Source organism: Arthrobacter sp. 05L44, from assembly GCF_056397605.1.
Window position 1 is genome coordinate 141,798 of the sequence record NZ_JBFTNS010000001.1, and the last position, 16,161, is coordinate 157,958.

Here is a 16,161-nt window from a genome sequence, read left to right on the forward strand (position 1 = left end):
TGTCCGCTCAGCTGGCGTCGTGGCTGGCCCCGGCGCTGAACTCCAGCTCCGGTTCGTCCGGGGTGGCCAGGGTCAGGACGGCTTCTTCCACCGTTTCGTGGTCCTCCAGTTCCCGCTCGATGCGGCGCAGGGCCACGGCCACCTCGTGTTCCGGGTGGTCCCCCTGCAGATCGACGGCGGCAACAAGGTACAGCCGCCGGGGGCCCACAAATTCCAGGTGCAGGTAGGTCAGACGGGCGATCTCCTGGTGCTCGAGCACCCGCTGGGCCATGGAGCGTTCGATGTCCCGGGTGACGCCCTGGCCCACCAGGAAGCGCCGGTTGCGGTCGATCAGCACGACGGCGACGACGGCCAGCAGCACCCCGACGACGATCGAGCCCACGGCGTCCGGAATCGGCGAGCCGGTGACCTGGTGCAGGAAGATGCCGGCAAAGGCCACCACGAGGCCGATCAGCGCGGCGGCGTCTTCCGCAAAGACGGCACGCAGTGTGGGGTCCGAGCTGATCAGGACCTGCTCCAGGGTGTGCCGGTCCAGCTGCCGGGCCGCCTTCCGGGTTTGCCGGAACGCCTGGATGAAGGAGATTCCCTCAAAGACGAACGCAACGGCCAGCACCACATAGGCGATGGTGAAGTCCGCTGCCGGCTCGGGGGCAATGATTTGCTGGATCCCGTGCATGATGGACACCACTGCCCCGGCGGTGAAGAGCCCGAAGGCTGCGAACATCGACCAGACGTAGGCTTCCCGGCCGTACCCCATGGGGTGGCTCTTGTCCCGTGGCCGGGCCGACCGCCGTTCGGCGAAGAACAGGAAGATCTGGTTGCCGGTGTCCGCCCAGGAGTGCGCGGCCTCCGCCGTCATCGATGCGGACCCGGACAGCAGCGCGGCGACCGTCTTTGCCGCTGCGACGAGGAAATTCGCCGCGAAGGCGATGATCACCGTTACCAGGGTCGAGCCGGGCTTTTTCCGCTTTTCCGATTCCGCCATGGGCCTACCGTATCCAACGGCAGCCGGTTTGTGCGGGTGACTACCGGCCCGACCCCTGCCAATTGTCGGAGCCCGCTCGTAGGCTGTTCGCATCGGCTGAAGTTAAGGGGTCTCAACATGTACTGCTCCATCATCCCGCCTTATCTGCTGCGCCGGCTGGCAGCCCAGCAGCATGAACCACGGCTGCTGATCGCCGCCCGCGCCGCCAAGGAAGCCCTGCAGCACGTCAGGACCTTCCAGGCGTCCCGGGCCCTGCCCTCGCCGGCAACGCCCCCGGGCCTGCGGCAGCTCACACCGGGGCCGCCGCAGCGGACCATCTACGACGCAAAGACCTCGGAGAACCTGCCGGGGGTGCTGGTCCGCAAGGAGGGCGAGAACGCCACCGGGGACCCCGCGGCGGATGAGGCCTACGACGGCCTGGGCCACACGCACCGGCTGTACGCGGATGCCTTCGGCCGCAATTCCATTGACGGCAACGGCCTGCCGCTGGACGCGACGGTGCACTTCGGCCAGCGCTATGACAACGCTTTCTGGGACGGCCGGCAAATGGTCTTTGGCGACGGCGACGGCCAGGTCTTCAACCGGTTCACGGCCTCCATGAGCGTGATCGGCCATGAGCTCACGCACGGCGTCACACAGTTTTCCGCCGGACTCACCTACCGCAATCAATCCGGCGCCCTGAACGAGTCCGTCTCGGACGTCTTCGGTGCGCTCGTGGAGCAGTTCGTCAAACAGCAGACGGCCGATCAGGCCAGCTGGCTGATCGGCGAGGGCCTCTTCACCGACCAGGTGCAGGGCGTTGCCCTGCGCTCCATGAAGGCGCCCGGGACCGCGTACGACGACGACGTGCTCGGCAAGGATCCGCAGCCGGACTCGATGGATTCCTATGTCCGCACCAGTTCGGACAACGGCGGGGTGCACCTTAACTCCGGGATCCCGAACCGCGCGTTCTACCTTGTGGCGGCGGCTATCGGAGGAAACGCCTGGGAAACCCCCGGGCGGATCTGGTACGAGACCCTGACCGGAGGTTCGCTGAAGCCCACTGCCACGTTCAGTGCCTTCGCCAAGGCCACGGCGGCCTCCGCCCAGGAGCTCTTCGGTGCGGAGTCGGCAGAGCATGACGCCGTCCGGAAGGCGTGGGAAACTGTGAAAGTGAGGCTGTAAGCGGCACGTGCCGACCGAGCACGACGACGAGTCCCGGTGGAGAGACACCCATGAAGATCACGGTTCAGCGCAGCGGCGGCGTAGCCGGGATCCAGCGTGTCTGGAGCGTGCAGCCGGAGACTCCCGACGCCCTGGACCAGTGGCAGGGCCTCATCGAAGCCTGCCCGTGGGACAACCTGCCCGGGGACGACACCGGACAGCCCGACCGCTTCGTTTACCGGATCCGTGCCGGCCAGCGCCGCGCCACCCTGCCCGAGCGGCACGTCACCGGACCCTGGCGTGCCCTGGTTGACTGTGCCCGGGCTTCCGCCGGCGACGTGCCGCCGGACGAGGCTTGATAGAGGCCTAGCACCAGGTCAGAGGGACCTAGACCGCCGCCAGGTGCCCGCGGAAGGTGCGCCGGTATGACTGCGGGCTGGTGTCGAGCACCTTGGCGAAGTGGTGGCGGAGCAGCACTGAGTGGCCGAACCCGGATTCGCGGGCGATCTCGTCAATATTGAGGTCGGTCGTTTCCAGGAGTTCCTGGGCGCGGAGGACCCGTTGGGAGTTCAGCCAGGCGGCCGGCGTGGCGCCGGTCTCGGCACGGAAACGGCGGGCGAACGTCCGCGGGGACATATGCACGCGCGCGGCGAGTTCATTGACGGAGTGGTCCTCGTCCAGGTTCCGGACCATCCAGCGCAGGAGTTCCTCCATCGGCTGGGATCCGCAGCGCGGCATCGGGCGGTCAATGAACTGCGCCTGCCCTCCGTCGCGGTGCGGCGGAACCACCATGTCGCGCGCGATGCTGGCTGCGACGTTGGCGCCCAGTTCCACCCGGACCAGATGCAGGCTGGCGTCGATTCCCGCGGCCGTTCCGGCGCTGGTGATGATTCGGCCGTCCTGGACGTAGAGCACGTTTTCGTCCACAAGCGCCGCCGGGTACCGGCTGGCGAGCTCCTGCGAGTAGTGCCAGTGGGTGGTGCAGCGGCGGCCATCCAGCAGGCCCGCCCGGGCCAGCGCAAAGGCCCCGGAGCAGATCGACATGACCCAGGCCCCGCGTGCGTGCGCGGCCCGCAGCGCCTCCAGCACGGACTCCGCCACATCGGAGTCCTTGCCGAACGGAGTCATGATGACCAGGTCCGCGTCCGCGGCCGCCGCCAGTCCGAGCGGCACGTGCATGGACAGCCCCGACTTCATGGGCACATCCCCGGGCTCCGGCGTGCAGACCCGGAAATCAAAGGCGGGGACCCCGGATCCGCGGTCCGACCGGTCCACGCCGAACACCTCGAAAGCGGTCCCGAATTCGAAGACCGAGAAGTTGGGAACCACAATCATTGCCACTGATTTGATCATGTATCCAGTGTGGCAGAAATTATAGTTTTTTGGTCGTTTCTGCCACTTTTTTTGGATCCAGTACCGGAGAACCATGGAGGTATGGAACTCATCGGAATTGCCCTCATCATCCTGGTCCTCGCCGCCGTGGCCGCCACCCTCCGGAGCCTCCGGAAGGACGGGCTCGGCCACAATCCCCCTGTCCGTTCGGAAGAGTACTGGATGGCCCACGACCTTCCCAGCACCAGCTACAGCCTGCGGTTCTTCTAGCCCGCAGGGCGCCCCGCACCCCCAATCACCAACCCCACCTGCTGCCCGGCCCCGCCAGGGACCGGGCAACTCTCTGCCCGGCGCGGCGGACAGTAGACTGTTTTCAGCCATGACACTGCATATCTCCTACCCCGCCGATCTGCCGGTCTCCGAACGGCGCGAGGACCTGATGGCCGCCATCGCCGCGAACCAGGTGACCATCATCGCCGGCGAGACGGGCTCCGGTAAGACCACCCAGATCCCCAAGATGTGCCTGGAGCTCGGACTGGGCGAGAACGGCCTGATCGGACACACGCAGCCCCGGCGGCTCGCCGCCCGGACCGTGGCTGAGCGCATTGCCGAGGAACTTGGTGTGGAGATCGGCCAGGAAGTCGGTTTCCAGGTCCGCTTCACCGGCGAGGTCAGCCGCTCCACCAAGGTCAAGCTGATGACCGACGGCATCCTGCTGGCCGAGATCCAGCGCGACAAGCTGCTGCGCAAATACAACGCGATCATCATCGACGAGGCCCACGAACGCAGCCTCAACATCGACTTCATCCTCGGCTACCTGAAGCGCATCCTGCCCCAGCGCCCGGACCTGAAGATCATCATCACCTCGGCCACCATCGATCCGGAGCGCTTCGCCAAGCACTTCGGCAGCGAGGAGGACCCCTCCCCCATCATCGAAGTGTCCGGCCGGACATTCCCGGTGGAAATCCGCTACCGTCCGCTGTCCCAGCCGGCCGGTGGTCCAGGCGCCGATGGTGACGGCGAGGGTTCCGACGACGAACTCGAGGAAGACCGCGACCCGCTGGACGCCGTGTGCGACGCCGTCGACGAGCTCGCCACGGAGGCCCCCGGCGACATCCTCATCTTCTTCTCCGGCGAGCGCGAGATCCGGGACGCCGCGGAGGCGCTCAACGCCCGGATCCAGGCCAACCGGCGGCTCGCCGGCACCGAAGTGCTGCCGCTCTTCGCCCGCCTGAGCCTCCAGGAACAGCACAAGGTGTTTCACCCCGGCAGCAAGCGCCGGATTGTCCTGGCCACCAACGTCGCCGAAACCTCGCTCACTGTTCCCGGCATCAAGTACGTCATCGACACCGGCACCGCCCGCATTTCGCGGTACTCGCACCGGACCAAGGTCCAGCGCCTGCCCATCGAACGGGTCTCCCAGGCCTCGGCCAACCAGCGCTCCGGCCGGTGCGGGCGCGTCTCCGACGGCATCGCCATCCGGCTCTACTCCGAGGAAGACTTCGAGTCCCGCCCGCAGTTCACCGATCCGGAAATCCTCCGCACCAACCTCGCCGCCGTCATCCTGCAGATGACCGCCATGGGCGTGGCCCGGGGACCCAAGGACGTGGAGAACTTCCCGTTCGTTGAGCCGCCGGATTCCCGCGCCATCAACGACGGCGTCTCCCTCCTGCGCGAGCTCGGCGCCCTGAATGCCGTCCGCAGCCAGGAGCCCGCGGGCGACGCCGGCGCGCGCGGCGGCCGGAACGGCGGGACCAACCGCAACAACCGCAACGGCGGCGGGCTGACCGCCGTCGGACAGCAGCTGGCCCAACTCCCGGTGGATCCGCGGCTGGGCCGGATGATCGTCGAGTCCGGGAAGCGTGGCTGCGTCCGCGAGGTCATGATCCTGGCCGCTGCGCTGACCATCCAGGACCCGCGCGAGCGCCCGACCGACAAGCAGCAGCTCGCCGCGGAGAAACACGCGCGGTTCCGGGACGAGAACTCCGATTTCACGGGCTACCTGAACCTGTGGAACTACCTGCAGGAGAAGCAGCAGGAGCTCTCCTCCACCGCTTTCCGCCGGCTGTGCCGCACCGAGTTCATCAACTACCTGCGCGTCCGGGAGTGGCAGGACCTCTTTGCCCAGCTGCGCCAGCTCGCCCGGCCGCTGGGCATCAGCCTCGACAACAAACGGCTCACCGATCCCGTGGGCAACCACGAAGGCATCCATATCAGCCTGCTCTCGGGCCTGCTGAGCCACATCGGTATCCTCGACGAACGCAAACGCGAGTACGCCGGCGCCCGCGGCAGCCGGTTCGCGATCTTCCCCGGCTCCGCCCTATTCAAGGAATCCCCCACCTTTGTGATGGCCGCCGAGCTGGTGGAAACGAGCAGGCTCTGGGCCCGGGTAGCCGCGAAATTCGATCCCCTCTGGGCCGAGCAGGTGGCGCCCGACCTGGTCAAACGCAGCTACAGCGAGCCGCACTGGTCCAAGAAGATGGGCTCGGTGATGGCCCATGAGAAAGTCACGCTGTACGGCGTGCCGATCATCCCCAGCAGGCGGGTTAACTACGGGCGGGTGGATCCGGAGCTGTCCCGCGAGTTATTCATCCGGCATGCCCTGGTTGAGGGTGACTGGCAGACCCACCATAAGTTCTTCCACCGCAACCGTGCCCTGCTGCAGGAAGTCGAGGAGCTTGAGGCCCGGATGCGCCGCCGGGACATCCTCGTGGACGATGAGGCTCTGTTCGGGTTCTACGACGCCCGCGTCGGCAAGGACGTAGTGTCCGAACGCCACTTCGACAAGTGGTGGAAGGAAGCACGCCAGCAGGACCCCGCGCTGCTGGACTTTGACCAGTCGCTGCTCATCAGCGAGGACGCCGACGCCCTGGATGACTCGGCCTACCCGAAGATCTGGCAGCACAAGGGCTTCGACCTGCCGCTGAGCTACGAGTTCCATCCGGTGGCTCCGGGCTCGCCACCGAATCCGTCCGACGGCGTCACAGCCGAAGTCCCCGTCCTGTTCCTGAACCAGCTGGACGACGCCGCATTCCGCTGGCTGATTCCCGGCCAGCGGGTGGAGCTGGTGACGGCCCTGATCAAGTCCCTGCCCAAGCAGGTCCGGAAGAACTTCGTCCCGGCTCCCGACGTCGCACGGCAGGCCGTCGCAGCCCTCGAAGCCGACTTCGATCCCGCCGCCGATGAACTCGAGCCGTCACTGGAACTGGTGCTGCGCCGGATCCGCGGCCAGGTCATCCCGGCGGGGTCCTGGAACTGGGACGCCGTGCCGGCCCACCTGCGGGTCAGCTTCCGCGTGGTCGACTCCAGCGGCAAGGTCCTGGACGAAGGCAAAGACCTCGCCGCCCTGCAGGAGAAGCTGGCCCCCGCCACCCGCCGCGCCATTGCCGAGTCCCTCGGCGCCACGCCCTCCACAGTGGGGGCCAAGTCCGGTAACCGTGGCAATGGACAGAGGGACGGCAAGAACGCTGCGCCTGACGCCGCGCCGGCACGCCAGGCTGCCGGCCCCGCCGGATTCACTGAACTGTCCGGGCTGAAGGACTGGACCTTCGGGACCGTCCAGCGCCAGGTACAGGGCACCGTCAAGGGTCACACAGTCACCGGCTACCCGGCGCTGGTGGACGAGGGTACGTCCGTGGCGTTGCGGCTGTTCCAGACCACGTCCGAGCAGGAACAGGCCATGCGGGGCGGGGTCATCCGGCTGCTCGCCCTGAAGGTGCCGCCGCCGGACCGCTATGTCCTGGAGCACCTGAACAACACCGAGAAATTGACGTTCAGCCAAAACCCGCATGGCTCCGTGTCCGCCCTCATCGCGGACTGCTCCCTGGCAGCGATCGACAAGCTCACGCCGGAGGCCCTGCCCTGGGACGAGGCGTCATTCAAGGACCTGTACGAACTGGTCCGGGCCGAGCTGATCGATACGGTCTTCACGGTGACCGTCGTCGTCGAACGCGTCCTGGCGAGCACGCGGAGGATCGAAAAACAGCTTAAGGGGACCACCAGCCTGGCCCTGATCAGCGCGCTCAATGACGTGAAAAGCCAGCTGGAACAGCTGGTCTTCCCCGGCTTTGTGGCACGCACGGGTTACGCCCAGCTCAGCCAGCTGCCGCGCTACCTCGCAGCCATCGAAAAGCGCCTGGAGAAGCTTCCCGGGAACGTCCAGCGCGACGCCCAACACATGGCAGCCGTCCAGGCCCTGGAGGACGATTACGACGACGCCGTCTCGGCGCTGCTGCCGGGCCGGCGCCTGGGCACCGAGTTAACCCAGGTCCGCTGGATGATCGAAGAACTCAGGGTGAGCCTCTTCGCCGTCGAACTCGGCACCGCCTATTCGGTCTCCGAAAAGCGGATCCGGACAGTGCTGAACAAGGCCCTGGCACCGGCCTAGCGGCTTCGCGGCCCTAGGCGTCCGGCACGTACGCGCCGTGGCCGGCGTCGCGCAGCCCTGCCCGCAACTTCTCCGCGTTGGCGTCCAGCCGGGCGGGGTCCGGGTGCTGATCCACCGCGCCGAAGTCGAAGTCGGCCATCGAGTTGGAGGGCCAAACATGCACGTGCATGTGGTTGATCTCGTAGCCGGCCACGATCAGGCCCGCACGGGCGGCGTCGAACACCTTCACCTGGACGGCGCCGATCCTGCGGGCCACCTCCATGACCCTGCCCACCGTGTCCGCCGACGCATCGGTCCAGCGGTCGACTTCCTCGGTGGGGACCACCAGGGTGTGGCCGTCGGCCAGCGGACCCACGGTCAGGAAGGCGACGACGTCGTCCTCGCGCCACACGAAGCGGCCCGGGATCTCGCCGTTGATGATCTTGGTGAACAGGGTGCTCATGCGTCCGCCTTTTCCGCCGGGGACCCCAGGGTGCTGGCGTCCAGAACAAACCGGTACTTCACGTCGCCGGCCACCATCCGGTCGTAGGCTTCGTTCAGCTGGTCCGCGCTGACCACTTCGACGTCGGACACCACGCCGTGCTCGGCACAGAAGTCCAGCATTTCCTGGGTCTCTGCAATCCCGCCGATGAGAGACCCGGCATAGGCGATACGGCGGCGGATCAGGGCGCCGGGGTTGACCGGCGGCATCGCCTCGGAGGGCAGACCGAGCTGGAACAGGGCGCCGTCCACGCGCAGGGTCCGGAAGAAGGGGTTGAGGTCGTGCGGGGCGGCGACGGTGTCGATGATGACGTCGATGCTGCGGTCCGTGGCCTCCATCGCCGCCGGGTCCGTGGACAGGACCACGTGGTCGGCACCGAGCTCGCGGGCGGCCTCAAACTTGCGCTCCGAGGTGGTGAAGACCGTGACCTCTGCCCCCATGGCTTTGGCGATCTTGACCGCCATGTGCCCGAGTCCGCCCAGGCCCACCACACCCACAACGTCGCCCTCTTCAACCTCGAAGTGGTTGAGCGGCGAATAGGTGGTGATACCGGCGCAGAGCAGGGGTGCCGCGGCGGCGGGGTCCAGTCCTTCCGGAACCCGGAGGACGTAGTTCCGGTCGACGACGATCGACGTCGAGTAGCCGCCCTGGGTGATGGCGCCGCCGTTGCGGGCATCCTTGGCGCCGTAGGTTCCGGTCATGCCGTTTTCGCAGTACTGCTCGAGGCCGTCGAGGCAGCTGTCGCATTCGCGGCAGGAATCAACCATGCAGCCGACGCCGACGCGTTCCCCGACCGTGAAGTCGTCGACGGCGGAGCCGACGCGGGTGACGCGGCCGACGATTTCGTGCCCGGGAACGAGCGGGTAGTTCTGGGTGCCCCATTCGCCGCGGGTGGCGTGCACGTCCGAGTGGCAGAGGCCGCAGAACTCAATGGCGATCTCGACGTCGTCGGCCTTGGGCGCGCGCCGGGCGACGGTCAGCGGGACGAGGCCGCTGTCGCTGGCGGTGGCGCCGTACGCGGCGGCGAGCGTGGCGCTGGCGTCAGCGCCGGCCGCGGTGAGGTCGGGAAGCGGCTTGGCGAGGGGCGGCGGTACGGGGCGTCCTGGAGTCATGGCTCGACGCTACCCCCGGGAGCGCTTTCGGTGCCAGTTTGCCCGCACGGGCGGGGGTGGGCGGAGCCGGCGTTCTGGCGCTTTTCCGCAGTTCAGCCGCCCTATCCTTGGAGGGTGACTGTCTATCAAGCCGTTCTCTCTTTCGCCGTTGTCGCCGGGCTGCTGACCCTGGTGCCCGGCATCGACACCGCACTGGTGCTCCGCTCTTCCATTTCGCGGTCCCGCGGCTTCGCTTTTGCCACCGCCCTAGGCATCAGCACCGGCGCCATGGTGTGGGGCATTGCCGCGGCCGTGGGGGTTTCGGCGCTGCTCGCGGCCTCCGAACTCGCATACCGCCTCCTGACACTGGCCGGCGCGGCGTACATGATCTGGCTGGGTCTGTCGCTGCTCTGGAAAAGCTGGCGCAGCAGTGACGGGACGACGGCGGGGCACGCCGAAGCGTCCCTGCCTGCGGCCGGCGGACGCCAGCTGCTCAGGGGCTGGCTCACCGGGGCCGGCACCAACCTGCTGAATCCGAAGGTCGGGGTCTTCTACATCGCCACGATCCCGCAGTTCATTCCTTCCGGGGCCTCTCCCCTGCTGATGGGAATGCTGCTGGCCGGGGTGCACTGCGCGTTCTCCATGCTCTGGTTCACGCTGCTGATCTTCGCGACCGGCTTTGCCTCCAAGTGGCTCAAAAGTGCCCGGAGCATCCGGGTGATCGACCGGATCACAGGAACGGTCCTGGTTGGCTTTGGCCTGAAGCTCGCCCTGGAGCCGGGGCACTAGGAACCTGCCAAGGTTGGCCGGCTACGACGCCGGCGGTCCGGGTTGGAGTGCGTCCTCCGGGCAGGGAGGCCTGGTCACAGGCCCTGGACATCTGGCTCTGCGGCGGGGGCGCCGTGGCCTGAGCGCTGCTTCAGGAGATTGACCGCCTCACCCCGTTGCGGCACAGGGGTCTCAGGAGCCAGCGGCCCTGCTGCACGGCCGATTCTGCCGCTGCTTATATTGTCAGAGGTCGCTGGAACAGTATGACTATGGACGGCAACAGCAATCCGGCAATGGTTTCGGCGGGGCATTCCGGCGCGGTTTCGGCCGGCCGGCCCCTGACCCACCGTGTGACGGTCGAGGACTTTGCCAAGCTCCTGCCCGGCATCCCGACGCCGGCCAGTCCGGCTGCCCTCATTGACGAAATACGGGCCCTGGAGAACCTGAGGTCCGCCGTTTCAGCCCGCCAGGCCAGGCTGGCGGTTGCCTTTGACATGCTTCAGCGCCGCGCGCAGGCCGACGCCGGCCTACCGGCGGACAGGCTGGGCACCGGCATTGGCGCCCAGATTGCCCTGGCCCGCCGTGAATCGCCTGCTCGGGGTGGCCGCCTCCTGGGACTGGCCACCGCGCTCGTTACGGAGATGCCTCGCACCCTCGCCGCGCTGGAGACCGGACAGCTCAACGAATGGCGCGCGACCCTTGTGGTGCGAGAAACAGCATGCCTGTCCGCTGCAGACCGCACTGCCGTGGATCAGGAGTTGGCGGCCGACGCAGGCAGCTTCGAGGGCTCAGGAGACCGGGCCATTACCGCCGCAGCGAGGGCGGCAGCCTACCGCCGGGACCCACGGTCCGTGGCAGACCGTGCCAGTCGCGCCGAAGGGGAGCGCCACGTCAGCCTCCGTCCGGCCCCGGACACCATGTGTTACCTGACAGCCTTGCTGCCCGTCGCCGCTGGTGTGGCAGTGCACGCCGCACTGATCCGGCACGCCGATGCGCTGCGCTCCGACGGCGATCCCCGCTCGCGCGGCCAGATAATGGCCGACGCCTTGGTGGAGCGCGCCACCGGGAAAGCCGGCGGCCTGTCGGGGACCGAAATTCAGCTTGTTATGACCGATCGCACCCTGTTGCAGCGAGACAGTGAGCCCGCGAGAGTGCCCGGCTACGGCATCGTGCCTGCGGGGTGGGCGCGGAAGCTCCTATCCAGCGGCCCCGCCCGCAGCCCGGGCGACGGACGGACCATGGCCGCCTGGCTGCGCCGGCTCTACACCGCACCGGCCACCGGTGAACTCCTGGCAATGGACTCGCGGGCCCGGCTCTTCCCCGCGGGACTGCGTCGCTTCATCCACGCCCGCGACGACACCTGCCGCTCCCCCTACTGTGACGCACCGATCCGTCACCTGGACCACGTGGTCCCGTGGCACGCCGGTGGCACCACCTCCGCCAGCAACGGCGCGGGGCTCTGCGAAGCCTGCAACCACACCAAGGAGACGCCCGGGTGGAGCGCCACGCCGCGGCCTGGCCCCACGCACACCATTGAGGTCACGACGCCGACAGGCCACAAGTATGCCTCCGCCGCTCCCCGTCTGCCCGGATGTCCGGCAGCGCCCCGACCCGATCCGCATCCTGATCCGCGTCATCATCAGCGGAGGGTGCAGCGACACCTTGCCCGAAGATCCCTGATGGGCTCCCGGTCGGCGCGGCTGCCCGCTGCCTAAGCCGGGTCGGCGCCGGTGACCACGCTGTTGGACGGGTTGTTCGACCACTCCGAGAATGACCCGGGGTACAGGACCGCGGGGAAGCCGGCGATCTCCAGTGCCGCCACTTCGTGGGCTGCTGTCACCCCGGACCCGCAATACACGGCAGTGGGCGCATCCTCGCGGACCCCCAGGTCGAGGAAACGCTGACGGAGGTCGCCGCCCGGGAGGAACCGGCCGTCTGCCGCCAGGTTGGCCGTGGTCGGTGCGCTCACGGCACCCGGGATGTGTCCCGCGCGCGGGTCCACGGGCTCAATCTCGCCGCGGTAGCGCTCCCCCGCCCGGGCATCGAGCAACAGGCCCCGGCCGGACCAGGCCGCCGCCTCGCTGGCGCCAATCGCCGGCATGGCACCGTCTGTCAGTGCGACGTCGCCCGGCTCCACGCCGGCGTCGCCGCTTTCGACGTCGAAGCCCGCGGCGCGCCAGGCGGCCAGGCCGCCGTCGAGCAGGGAAACGGACTCGAATCCGGCGTTGCGCAGCATCCACCAGAGCCTGGCTGCTGCGAGGTTACCGGTGTTGTCGTAGGCCACCACCACGTCGCCGTTACGGATACCCCACGAGCGGGCGGACTGCTGGAACTGCGCGGGCGGCGGCAGCGGGTGGCGGCCGCGGGCGGGGTCGGCCGGACCGGCAAGCTCGGAGGCAAGGTCCACAAAGACCGCGCCGGGGATGTGGGCCTCCCGGTAGTGGGCCCGGCCATGCGGGTCGCCGAGGGCCCAGCGGACATCCAGCAGCACCGTTCGGGCGCCGGAGTCCATTCGGTCCTTGAGGTCGGCCACAGTCATCAGCGTGTTCATCCGCCCACTCTAACGGTGCCACTGCTACCGCCGCGTAGGCACCCCCGCGGGTAGGCTGGGGCGGTGACGAACGAGCGCGAGCAGGACCGGGCCTGGGCCGATGAGGCTATCCGCCGGATCAATGCGGAGAACAACAGGTCGGCCGACACCCATCTCTACTCGGTGCCGCTGCCCGAGCACTGGGGTGTTCAGCTGTACCTCAAGGACGAATCGACGCACCGCACCGGGAGCCTCAAACACCGGCTGGCCCGGTCGCTGTTCCTCTTCGGGCTGGTCAACGGCTGGATCCGCGAGGGCACCACCATCGTCGAGGCCTCAAGCGGAAGCACCGCCGTCTCCGAAGCGTATTTCGCCCAGCTGCTGGGACTGCCGTTCATTGCCGTTATGACCCGGACCACCAGCCGCGAAAAGATCGCCCTGATCGAGCAGTTCGGCGGTACTTGCCACCTTGTGGACCATGCCTCCGAGGTGTACGCGGCCGCCGAGGAGCTGGCCCGCAGCACCGGCGGCCACTACATGGACCAGTTCACCTACGCCGAGCGCGCCACCGACTGGCGGGGCAACAACAACATCGCGGAATCCATCTTCGGCCAGCTCGCCCTGGAGGAGCACCCGGTCCCGCGTTGGATCGTCGTGGGAGCCGGCACCGGAGGGACCAGTGCCACGATTGGCCGCTACTTGCGCTACCAGCGCCACAACACGTCACTCGCCGTCGTCGATCCCGAGAACTCGGCTTTCTTCCCGGGCTGGCTAGCCGGCCGGGACGGCGGCACCACGACGGACGCCACCGGGCTGCCGTCCCGGATCGAGGGGATCGGGCGGCCGCGCCTGGAGCCGAGCTTTGTTCCGGCTGTCATCGACCACATGATCCAGGTGCCCGATGCCGCCTCGGTCGCCGCGATGCGCCACCTGCGCCGGCACGTCGGGCTCCACGCGGGCCCGTCCACCGGAACCAATCTCTGGGGCGTGTGGCAGCTGATCGCGGAGATGGTCGCCGAGGGCCGCCGGGGCAGCGTGGTGTCGTTGATGTGCGACGGCGGCGACCGCTACTCGGGCAATTACTGCAACCCGGACTGGCTGCAGGCGCAGGGCCTGGACCCGGCCCCATATGAGGCCGTTATCGAGGAATTCTTCGCGACCGGTGCCTGGCCCGCGTAGGGAGCGGGGCCCCGGAGGGTTAGACCTCCACTGACTCGCCGCTGGAAAGGTGCCGGTATTCGGTGCCGTACCTGGCACCGATCCGGGTGACATGGTTCTCCACAAGCCCCCGCCCGAGGTCGTTCAGCAGCGCGTCGTGGACCGGGAAGGCTCGCGGAGCACGGACGCCGATGACAAAATCGACCACCTCGCCGATCTTGTTCCAGGGCGCGTGGATCGGAACCAGCAGCGTCTGGACGTCGATCCCGTCCGGAATCGCGAAGGAATCCCCGGGGTGGTAGACGTTGGAATCCACCAGGTAGCCGACGTTGGCCACCACCGGGATCTGCGGATGGATGAGCGCATGCTGGCCGCCAAAGCTCCGGACGTCGAAGCCGGCCGCCTCGAACGCCTCATCCGCGGCGACGGTGTGGATCCGCCCGGCTGCGGCCGACGCTTTCTCCCGCAGCCCCGAGGCCACGCCGTCGGGGGCATAGAGCTCCAGCTCCGGGTTGGCCAGCAGGGCGCCGGTAACGGCGTCGACGTCGATGTGGTCCGCGTGCTCGTGGGTGATGAGCACGGCCGACGCGCCGTCCAGCGCCTCCGCCGTCTCGGAGAACGTGCCCGGATCCAGTACCAGGACGCGCCCTTCCTTCTCGAGGCGGACGCAGGCATGGGTGAATTTGGTCAGCTTCATCCGGCCAGCCTATGGCGCGGTCCGAGGCGGTGTCCACGGGACCCGGCTGGTAATCTGGGAGCCTGCCCACCCCGCAGTACCACCCCCAGCGAAGCGAGTTTCCCCATGTCCCAGGGCGCCACCACCGGCGGCAGCCAGGCACCGGCCCGCGCCGCTGCCGGAACCACGGAACACGCCGCAGGCAAGGACCAGGGCCGGGAACAGGGCAAGGAACAGCGCGTCACCAAGCAGCGGCTGGCCGTCAGCGCCGCCCTGGACGAGCTGGCCGACTTCGTCAGCACGCAGGAGCTGCACCGCATCCTCCAGGAACAAGGCACCTCCGTCTCGCTGGCCACGGCCTACCGGATCCTGCAGTCGCTCGCCGACGACGGCCTGGTGGACGTGCTGCGGAACGCCGACGGCGAGGTGGTGTACCGTCGGTGCGCCGTGACCGGCCACCACCATCACCTACTGTGCCGGAACTGCGGCAAGGCCGTCGAGGTCGAGGCACCCGCGGTTGAGGCGTGGGCCGCGCGGATTGCCAGCGAGCACGGCTACACCGCCGTCGAGCACACCGTGGAAATTTTTGGGCTATGCCCCGAGTGCACGGTTCTCCTGGCTACGGAAAAGAAGCCCCAGCCTTAGCCCTGCTTGAACCGGATCTGGCCGGCGTCGCTGGTAAGCACGAGCTCCGTGGAATCCAGCTGGTACACCATTGGTGCCTTGAAGAAGGCGCTCGTCCAGCCCCGGTGTTCCGCGTCCGCATCCACACAGCCGTCCGCCGACTCCGCCGTACGCGCCGGGTCGGGCACTATCCCGAAATCATCGACCGTCGCAGGGACATTGAGTACGCCACACGGCATCCGGACCACCAGGACCATCGTTCCGTTCATCGTGTCGAAGCCCAGGTGCAGCGGCGCAGACGTCAGCCAGTACATGTTGTGGCCGCGGGCGTAGCCCCACGTCGAGGTGAACTTCCGGCAGGTCAGGGCCGCGGCTCCCTGCCAGGGCGCAGGGGCCACCCCGGCGGCTGCAGAACGCGGGCAGGCCGCGGGCGGCCGGCCAAGCGTCGTTGGGGTGACGACCGGCTGCGGCGGCGGACTGGTCTCACCCGGCAGGATTTTGGGGTTGGAGCCCGGCCCGTAGGGCTTGGCCCCGAGGCTTGCGGAGCCGGTCGGCCGGTCCTTGGCCTCCCCCAGCTGCAGGGTCCAGCGCCCGTCACGCCACGCGATCCCGAAGTGGACCGCAGCGCCGCGGCCATCCCGCATGGCCGTGACGTTGGCCGCCGACGGGAAATCACTGCTGATATCCAGCTGCCAGGACCCCGGCATCCAGCCCCGGGTGGCGTCGACCAGCTGCTGGGCTTCGGGCCGCGTATTGGTCAGGGCCGGGCCCACCAGCGCCTGGACGCGTTCCACGGAGCCGGACGCCGCCGCCGTCACAACGCTGCGGGCGAAGTCTTCCCGGAGGGACAGATCCGGCTGCGGCGGCTCCTCCAGGCAGGCCGAAACAGACGTCAGCAACAGCAGCAACAGCGCAACGGCCCGCAGGCGCCGCAACAGCGGCATTCCTGCCCGATTCCCCCGGTCATCCCCCATGCGTGCATCGTA

15 protein-coding genes are annotated in these 16,161 nt (G+C 68.3%); 8 read left to right on the forward strand and 7 right to left on the reverse strand.

Annotated elements, in window-relative coordinates; translation table 11 throughout:
- Positions 1-7: 7 nt before the first annotated feature.
- Positions 8-985, reverse strand: coding sequence for a cation diffusion facilitator family transporter (locus tag AC1DHY_RS00655; protein WP_476879384.1), 978 nt, complete (start codon positions 983-985; stop codon positions 8-10).
- Between the two features lie 117 nt (positions 986-1,102).
- Here AC1DHY_RS00655 and AC1DHY_RS00660 point away from each other — a divergent pair, with 117 nt between their 5' ends.
- Positions 1,103-2,149, forward strand: coding sequence for a M4 family metallopeptidase (locus AC1DHY_RS00660; protein WP_476903018.1), 1,047 nt, complete (start codon positions 1,103-1,105; stop codon positions 2,147-2,149).
- Positions 2,150-2,199: 50 nt separating this feature from the next.
- On the forward strand, positions 2,200-2,487 hold the full coding sequence (locus AC1DHY_RS00665; RefSeq protein WP_476877748.1) for a protealysin inhibitor emfourin: 288 nt from the start codon (positions 2,200-2,202) through the stop codon (positions 2,485-2,487).
- 28 nt (positions 2,488-2,515) lie between these two features.
- Here AC1DHY_RS00665 and AC1DHY_RS00670 read toward each other — a convergent pair whose 3' ends face one another.
- Positions 2,516-3,481: a GlxA family transcriptional regulator gene (locus AC1DHY_RS00670; protein ID WP_476877747.1), complete on the reverse strand. Its 966-nt coding sequence runs from the start codon at positions 3,479-3,481 to the stop codon at positions 2,516-2,518.
- 81 nt (positions 3,482-3,562) lie between these two features.
- Here AC1DHY_RS00670 and AC1DHY_RS00675 point away from each other — a divergent pair, with 81 nt between their 5' ends.
- Both AC1DHY_RS00675 and hrpA read left to right on the forward strand, forming a co-directional pair.
- Positions 3,563-3,730: a hypothetical protein gene (locus tag AC1DHY_RS00675; RefSeq protein ID WP_476877746.1), complete on the forward strand. Its 168-nt coding sequence runs from the start codon at positions 3,563-3,565 to the stop codon at positions 3,728-3,730.
- Between the two features lie 109 nt (positions 3,731-3,839).
- Entirely contained in the window at positions 3,840-7,847 is a 4,008-nt protein-coding gene (gene hrpA, locus AC1DHY_RS00680; RefSeq protein ID WP_476903019.1) for an ATP-dependent RNA helicase HrpA, read from the forward strand.
- A gap of 13 nt (positions 7,848-7,860) precedes the next feature.
- Here the strand turns inward: hrpA and AC1DHY_RS00685 are convergent, their stop codons facing one another.
- Together AC1DHY_RS00685 and AC1DHY_RS00690 are read right to left on the reverse strand one after the other, a co-directional pair.
- On the reverse strand, positions 7,861-8,289 hold the full coding sequence (locus tag AC1DHY_RS00685) for an HIT family protein (RefSeq protein ID WP_476877744.1): 429 nt from the start codon (positions 8,287-8,289) through the stop codon (positions 7,861-7,863).
- On the reverse strand, positions 8,286-9,440 hold the full coding sequence (locus AC1DHY_RS00690; RefSeq protein ID WP_476903020.1) for an NAD(P)-dependent alcohol dehydrogenase: 1,155 nt from the start codon (positions 9,438-9,440) through the stop codon (positions 8,286-8,288). The genes AC1DHY_RS00685 and AC1DHY_RS00690 overlap by 4 nt, the downstream gene beginning before the upstream one ends.
- Positions 9,441-9,554: 114 nt before the next feature.
- Between AC1DHY_RS00690 and AC1DHY_RS00695 the strand changes: the two genes are divergently transcribed.
- Together AC1DHY_RS00695 and AC1DHY_RS00700 are read left to right on the forward strand one after the other, a co-directional pair.
- Positions 9,555-10,208: a LysE family translocator gene (locus AC1DHY_RS00695; protein WP_476877742.1), complete on the forward strand. Its 654-nt coding sequence runs from the start codon at positions 9,555-9,557 to the stop codon at positions 10,206-10,208.
- A 248-nt stretch (positions 10,209-10,456) separates the two neighbouring features.
- Entirely contained in the window at positions 10,457-11,902 is a 1,446-nt protein-coding gene (locus tag AC1DHY_RS00700) for an HNH endonuclease (protein WP_476877741.1), read from the forward strand.
- On the opposite strand, the gene AC1DHY_RS00705 is transcribed toward AC1DHY_RS00700, so the two are convergent.
- Complete coding sequence (locus AC1DHY_RS00705; protein ID WP_476877740.1) at positions 11,899-12,738, reverse strand: sulfurtransferase; 840 nt, start codon at positions 12,736-12,738, stop codon at positions 11,899-11,901. The two genes, AC1DHY_RS00700 and AC1DHY_RS00705, sit on opposite strands and share 4 nt — an antisense overlap.
- Positions 12,739-12,801: 63 nt before the next feature.
- On the opposite strand from AC1DHY_RS00705, the gene cds1 reads away from it, so the two are divergent.
- Complete coding sequence (gene cds1 / locus AC1DHY_RS00710) at positions 12,802-13,896, forward strand: L-cysteine desulfhydrase Cds1 (protein ID WP_476877739.1); 1,095 nt, start codon at positions 12,802-12,804, stop codon at positions 13,894-13,896.
- 19 nt (positions 13,897-13,915) lie between these two features.
- Here the strand turns inward: cds1 and AC1DHY_RS00715 are convergent, their stop codons facing one another.
- Positions 13,916-14,572 carry an MBL fold metallo-hydrolase gene (locus AC1DHY_RS00715; protein WP_476877738.1) on the reverse strand — a complete coding sequence of 219 codons (657 nt, stop codon included), beginning with the start codon at positions 14,570-14,572 and terminating at the stop codon, positions 13,916-13,918.
- A gap of 105 nt (positions 14,573-14,677) precedes the next feature.
- Here AC1DHY_RS00715 and AC1DHY_RS00720 point away from each other — a divergent pair, with 105 nt between their 5' ends.
- Positions 14,678-15,196, forward strand: a complete 519-nt coding sequence (locus AC1DHY_RS00720; RefSeq protein WP_476877737.1) for a Fur family transcriptional regulator — start codon at positions 14,678-14,680, stop codon at positions 15,194-15,196.
- On the opposite strand, the gene AC1DHY_RS00725 is transcribed toward AC1DHY_RS00720, so the two are convergent.
- Positions 15,193-16,149 carry a hypothetical protein gene (locus AC1DHY_RS00725; RefSeq protein WP_476903021.1) on the reverse strand — a complete coding sequence of 319 codons (957 nt, stop codon included), beginning with the start codon at positions 16,147-16,149 and terminating at the stop codon, positions 15,193-15,195. The genes AC1DHY_RS00720 and AC1DHY_RS00725 overlap by 4 nt on opposite strands.
- Positions 16,150-16,161 lie beyond the last annotated feature (12 nt).

What these genes read in the sequence shown, in the direction of transcription:
- AC1DHY_RS00670 (WP_476877747.1), bottom strand. Translation starts at nt 3,481, where the DNA reads ATGATCAAATCAGTGGCAATGATTGTGGTTCCCAACTTCTCGGTCTTC.
- AC1DHY_RS00700 (WP_476877741.1), top strand. Translation starts at nt 10,457, where the DNA reads ATGGACGGCAACAGCAATCCGGCAATGGTTTCGGCGGGGCATTCCGGC.
- AC1DHY_RS00655 (WP_476879384.1), bottom strand. Translation starts at nt 985, where the DNA reads ATGGCGGAATCGGAAAAGCGGAAAAAGCCCGGCTCGACCCTGGTAACG.
- AC1DHY_RS00705 (WP_476877740.1), bottom strand. Translation starts at nt 12,738, where the DNA reads ATGAACACGCTGATGACTGTGGCCGACCTCAAGGACCGAATGGACTCC.
- AC1DHY_RS00715 (WP_476877738.1), bottom strand. Translation starts at nt 14,572, where the DNA reads ATGAAGCTGACCAAATTCACCCATGCCTGCGTCCGCCTCGAGAAGGAA.
- AC1DHY_RS00720 (WP_476877737.1), top strand. Translation starts at nt 14,678, where the DNA reads ATGTCCCAGGGCGCCACCACCGGCGGCAGCCAGGCACCGGCCCGCGCC.
- AC1DHY_RS00690 (WP_476903020.1), bottom strand. Translation starts at nt 9,440, where the DNA reads ATGACTCCAGGACGCCCCGTACCGCCGCCCCTCGCCAAGCCGCTTCCC.
- AC1DHY_RS00675 (WP_476877746.1), top strand. Translation starts at nt 3,563, where the DNA reads ATGGAACTCATCGGAATTGCCCTCATCATCCTGGTCCTCGCCGCCGTG.
- AC1DHY_RS00725 (WP_476903021.1), bottom strand. Translation starts at nt 16,149, where the DNA reads ATGGGGGATGACCGGGGGAATCGGGCAGGAATGCCGCTGTTGCGGCGC.
- AC1DHY_RS00665 (WP_476877748.1), top strand. Translation starts at nt 2,200, where the DNA reads ATGAAGATCACGGTTCAGCGCAGCGGCGGCGTAGCCGGGATCCAGCGT.
- hrpA (WP_476903019.1), top strand. Translation starts at nt 3,840, where the DNA reads ATGACACTGCATATCTCCTACCCCGCCGATCTGCCGGTCTCCGAACGG.
- AC1DHY_RS00685 (WP_476877744.1), bottom strand. Translation starts at nt 8,289, where the DNA reads ATGAGCACCCTGTTCACCAAGATCATCAACGGCGAGATCCCGGGCCGC.
- AC1DHY_RS00660 (WP_476903018.1), top strand. Translation starts at nt 1,103, where the DNA reads ATGTACTGCTCCATCATCCCGCCTTATCTGCTGCGCCGGCTGGCAGCC.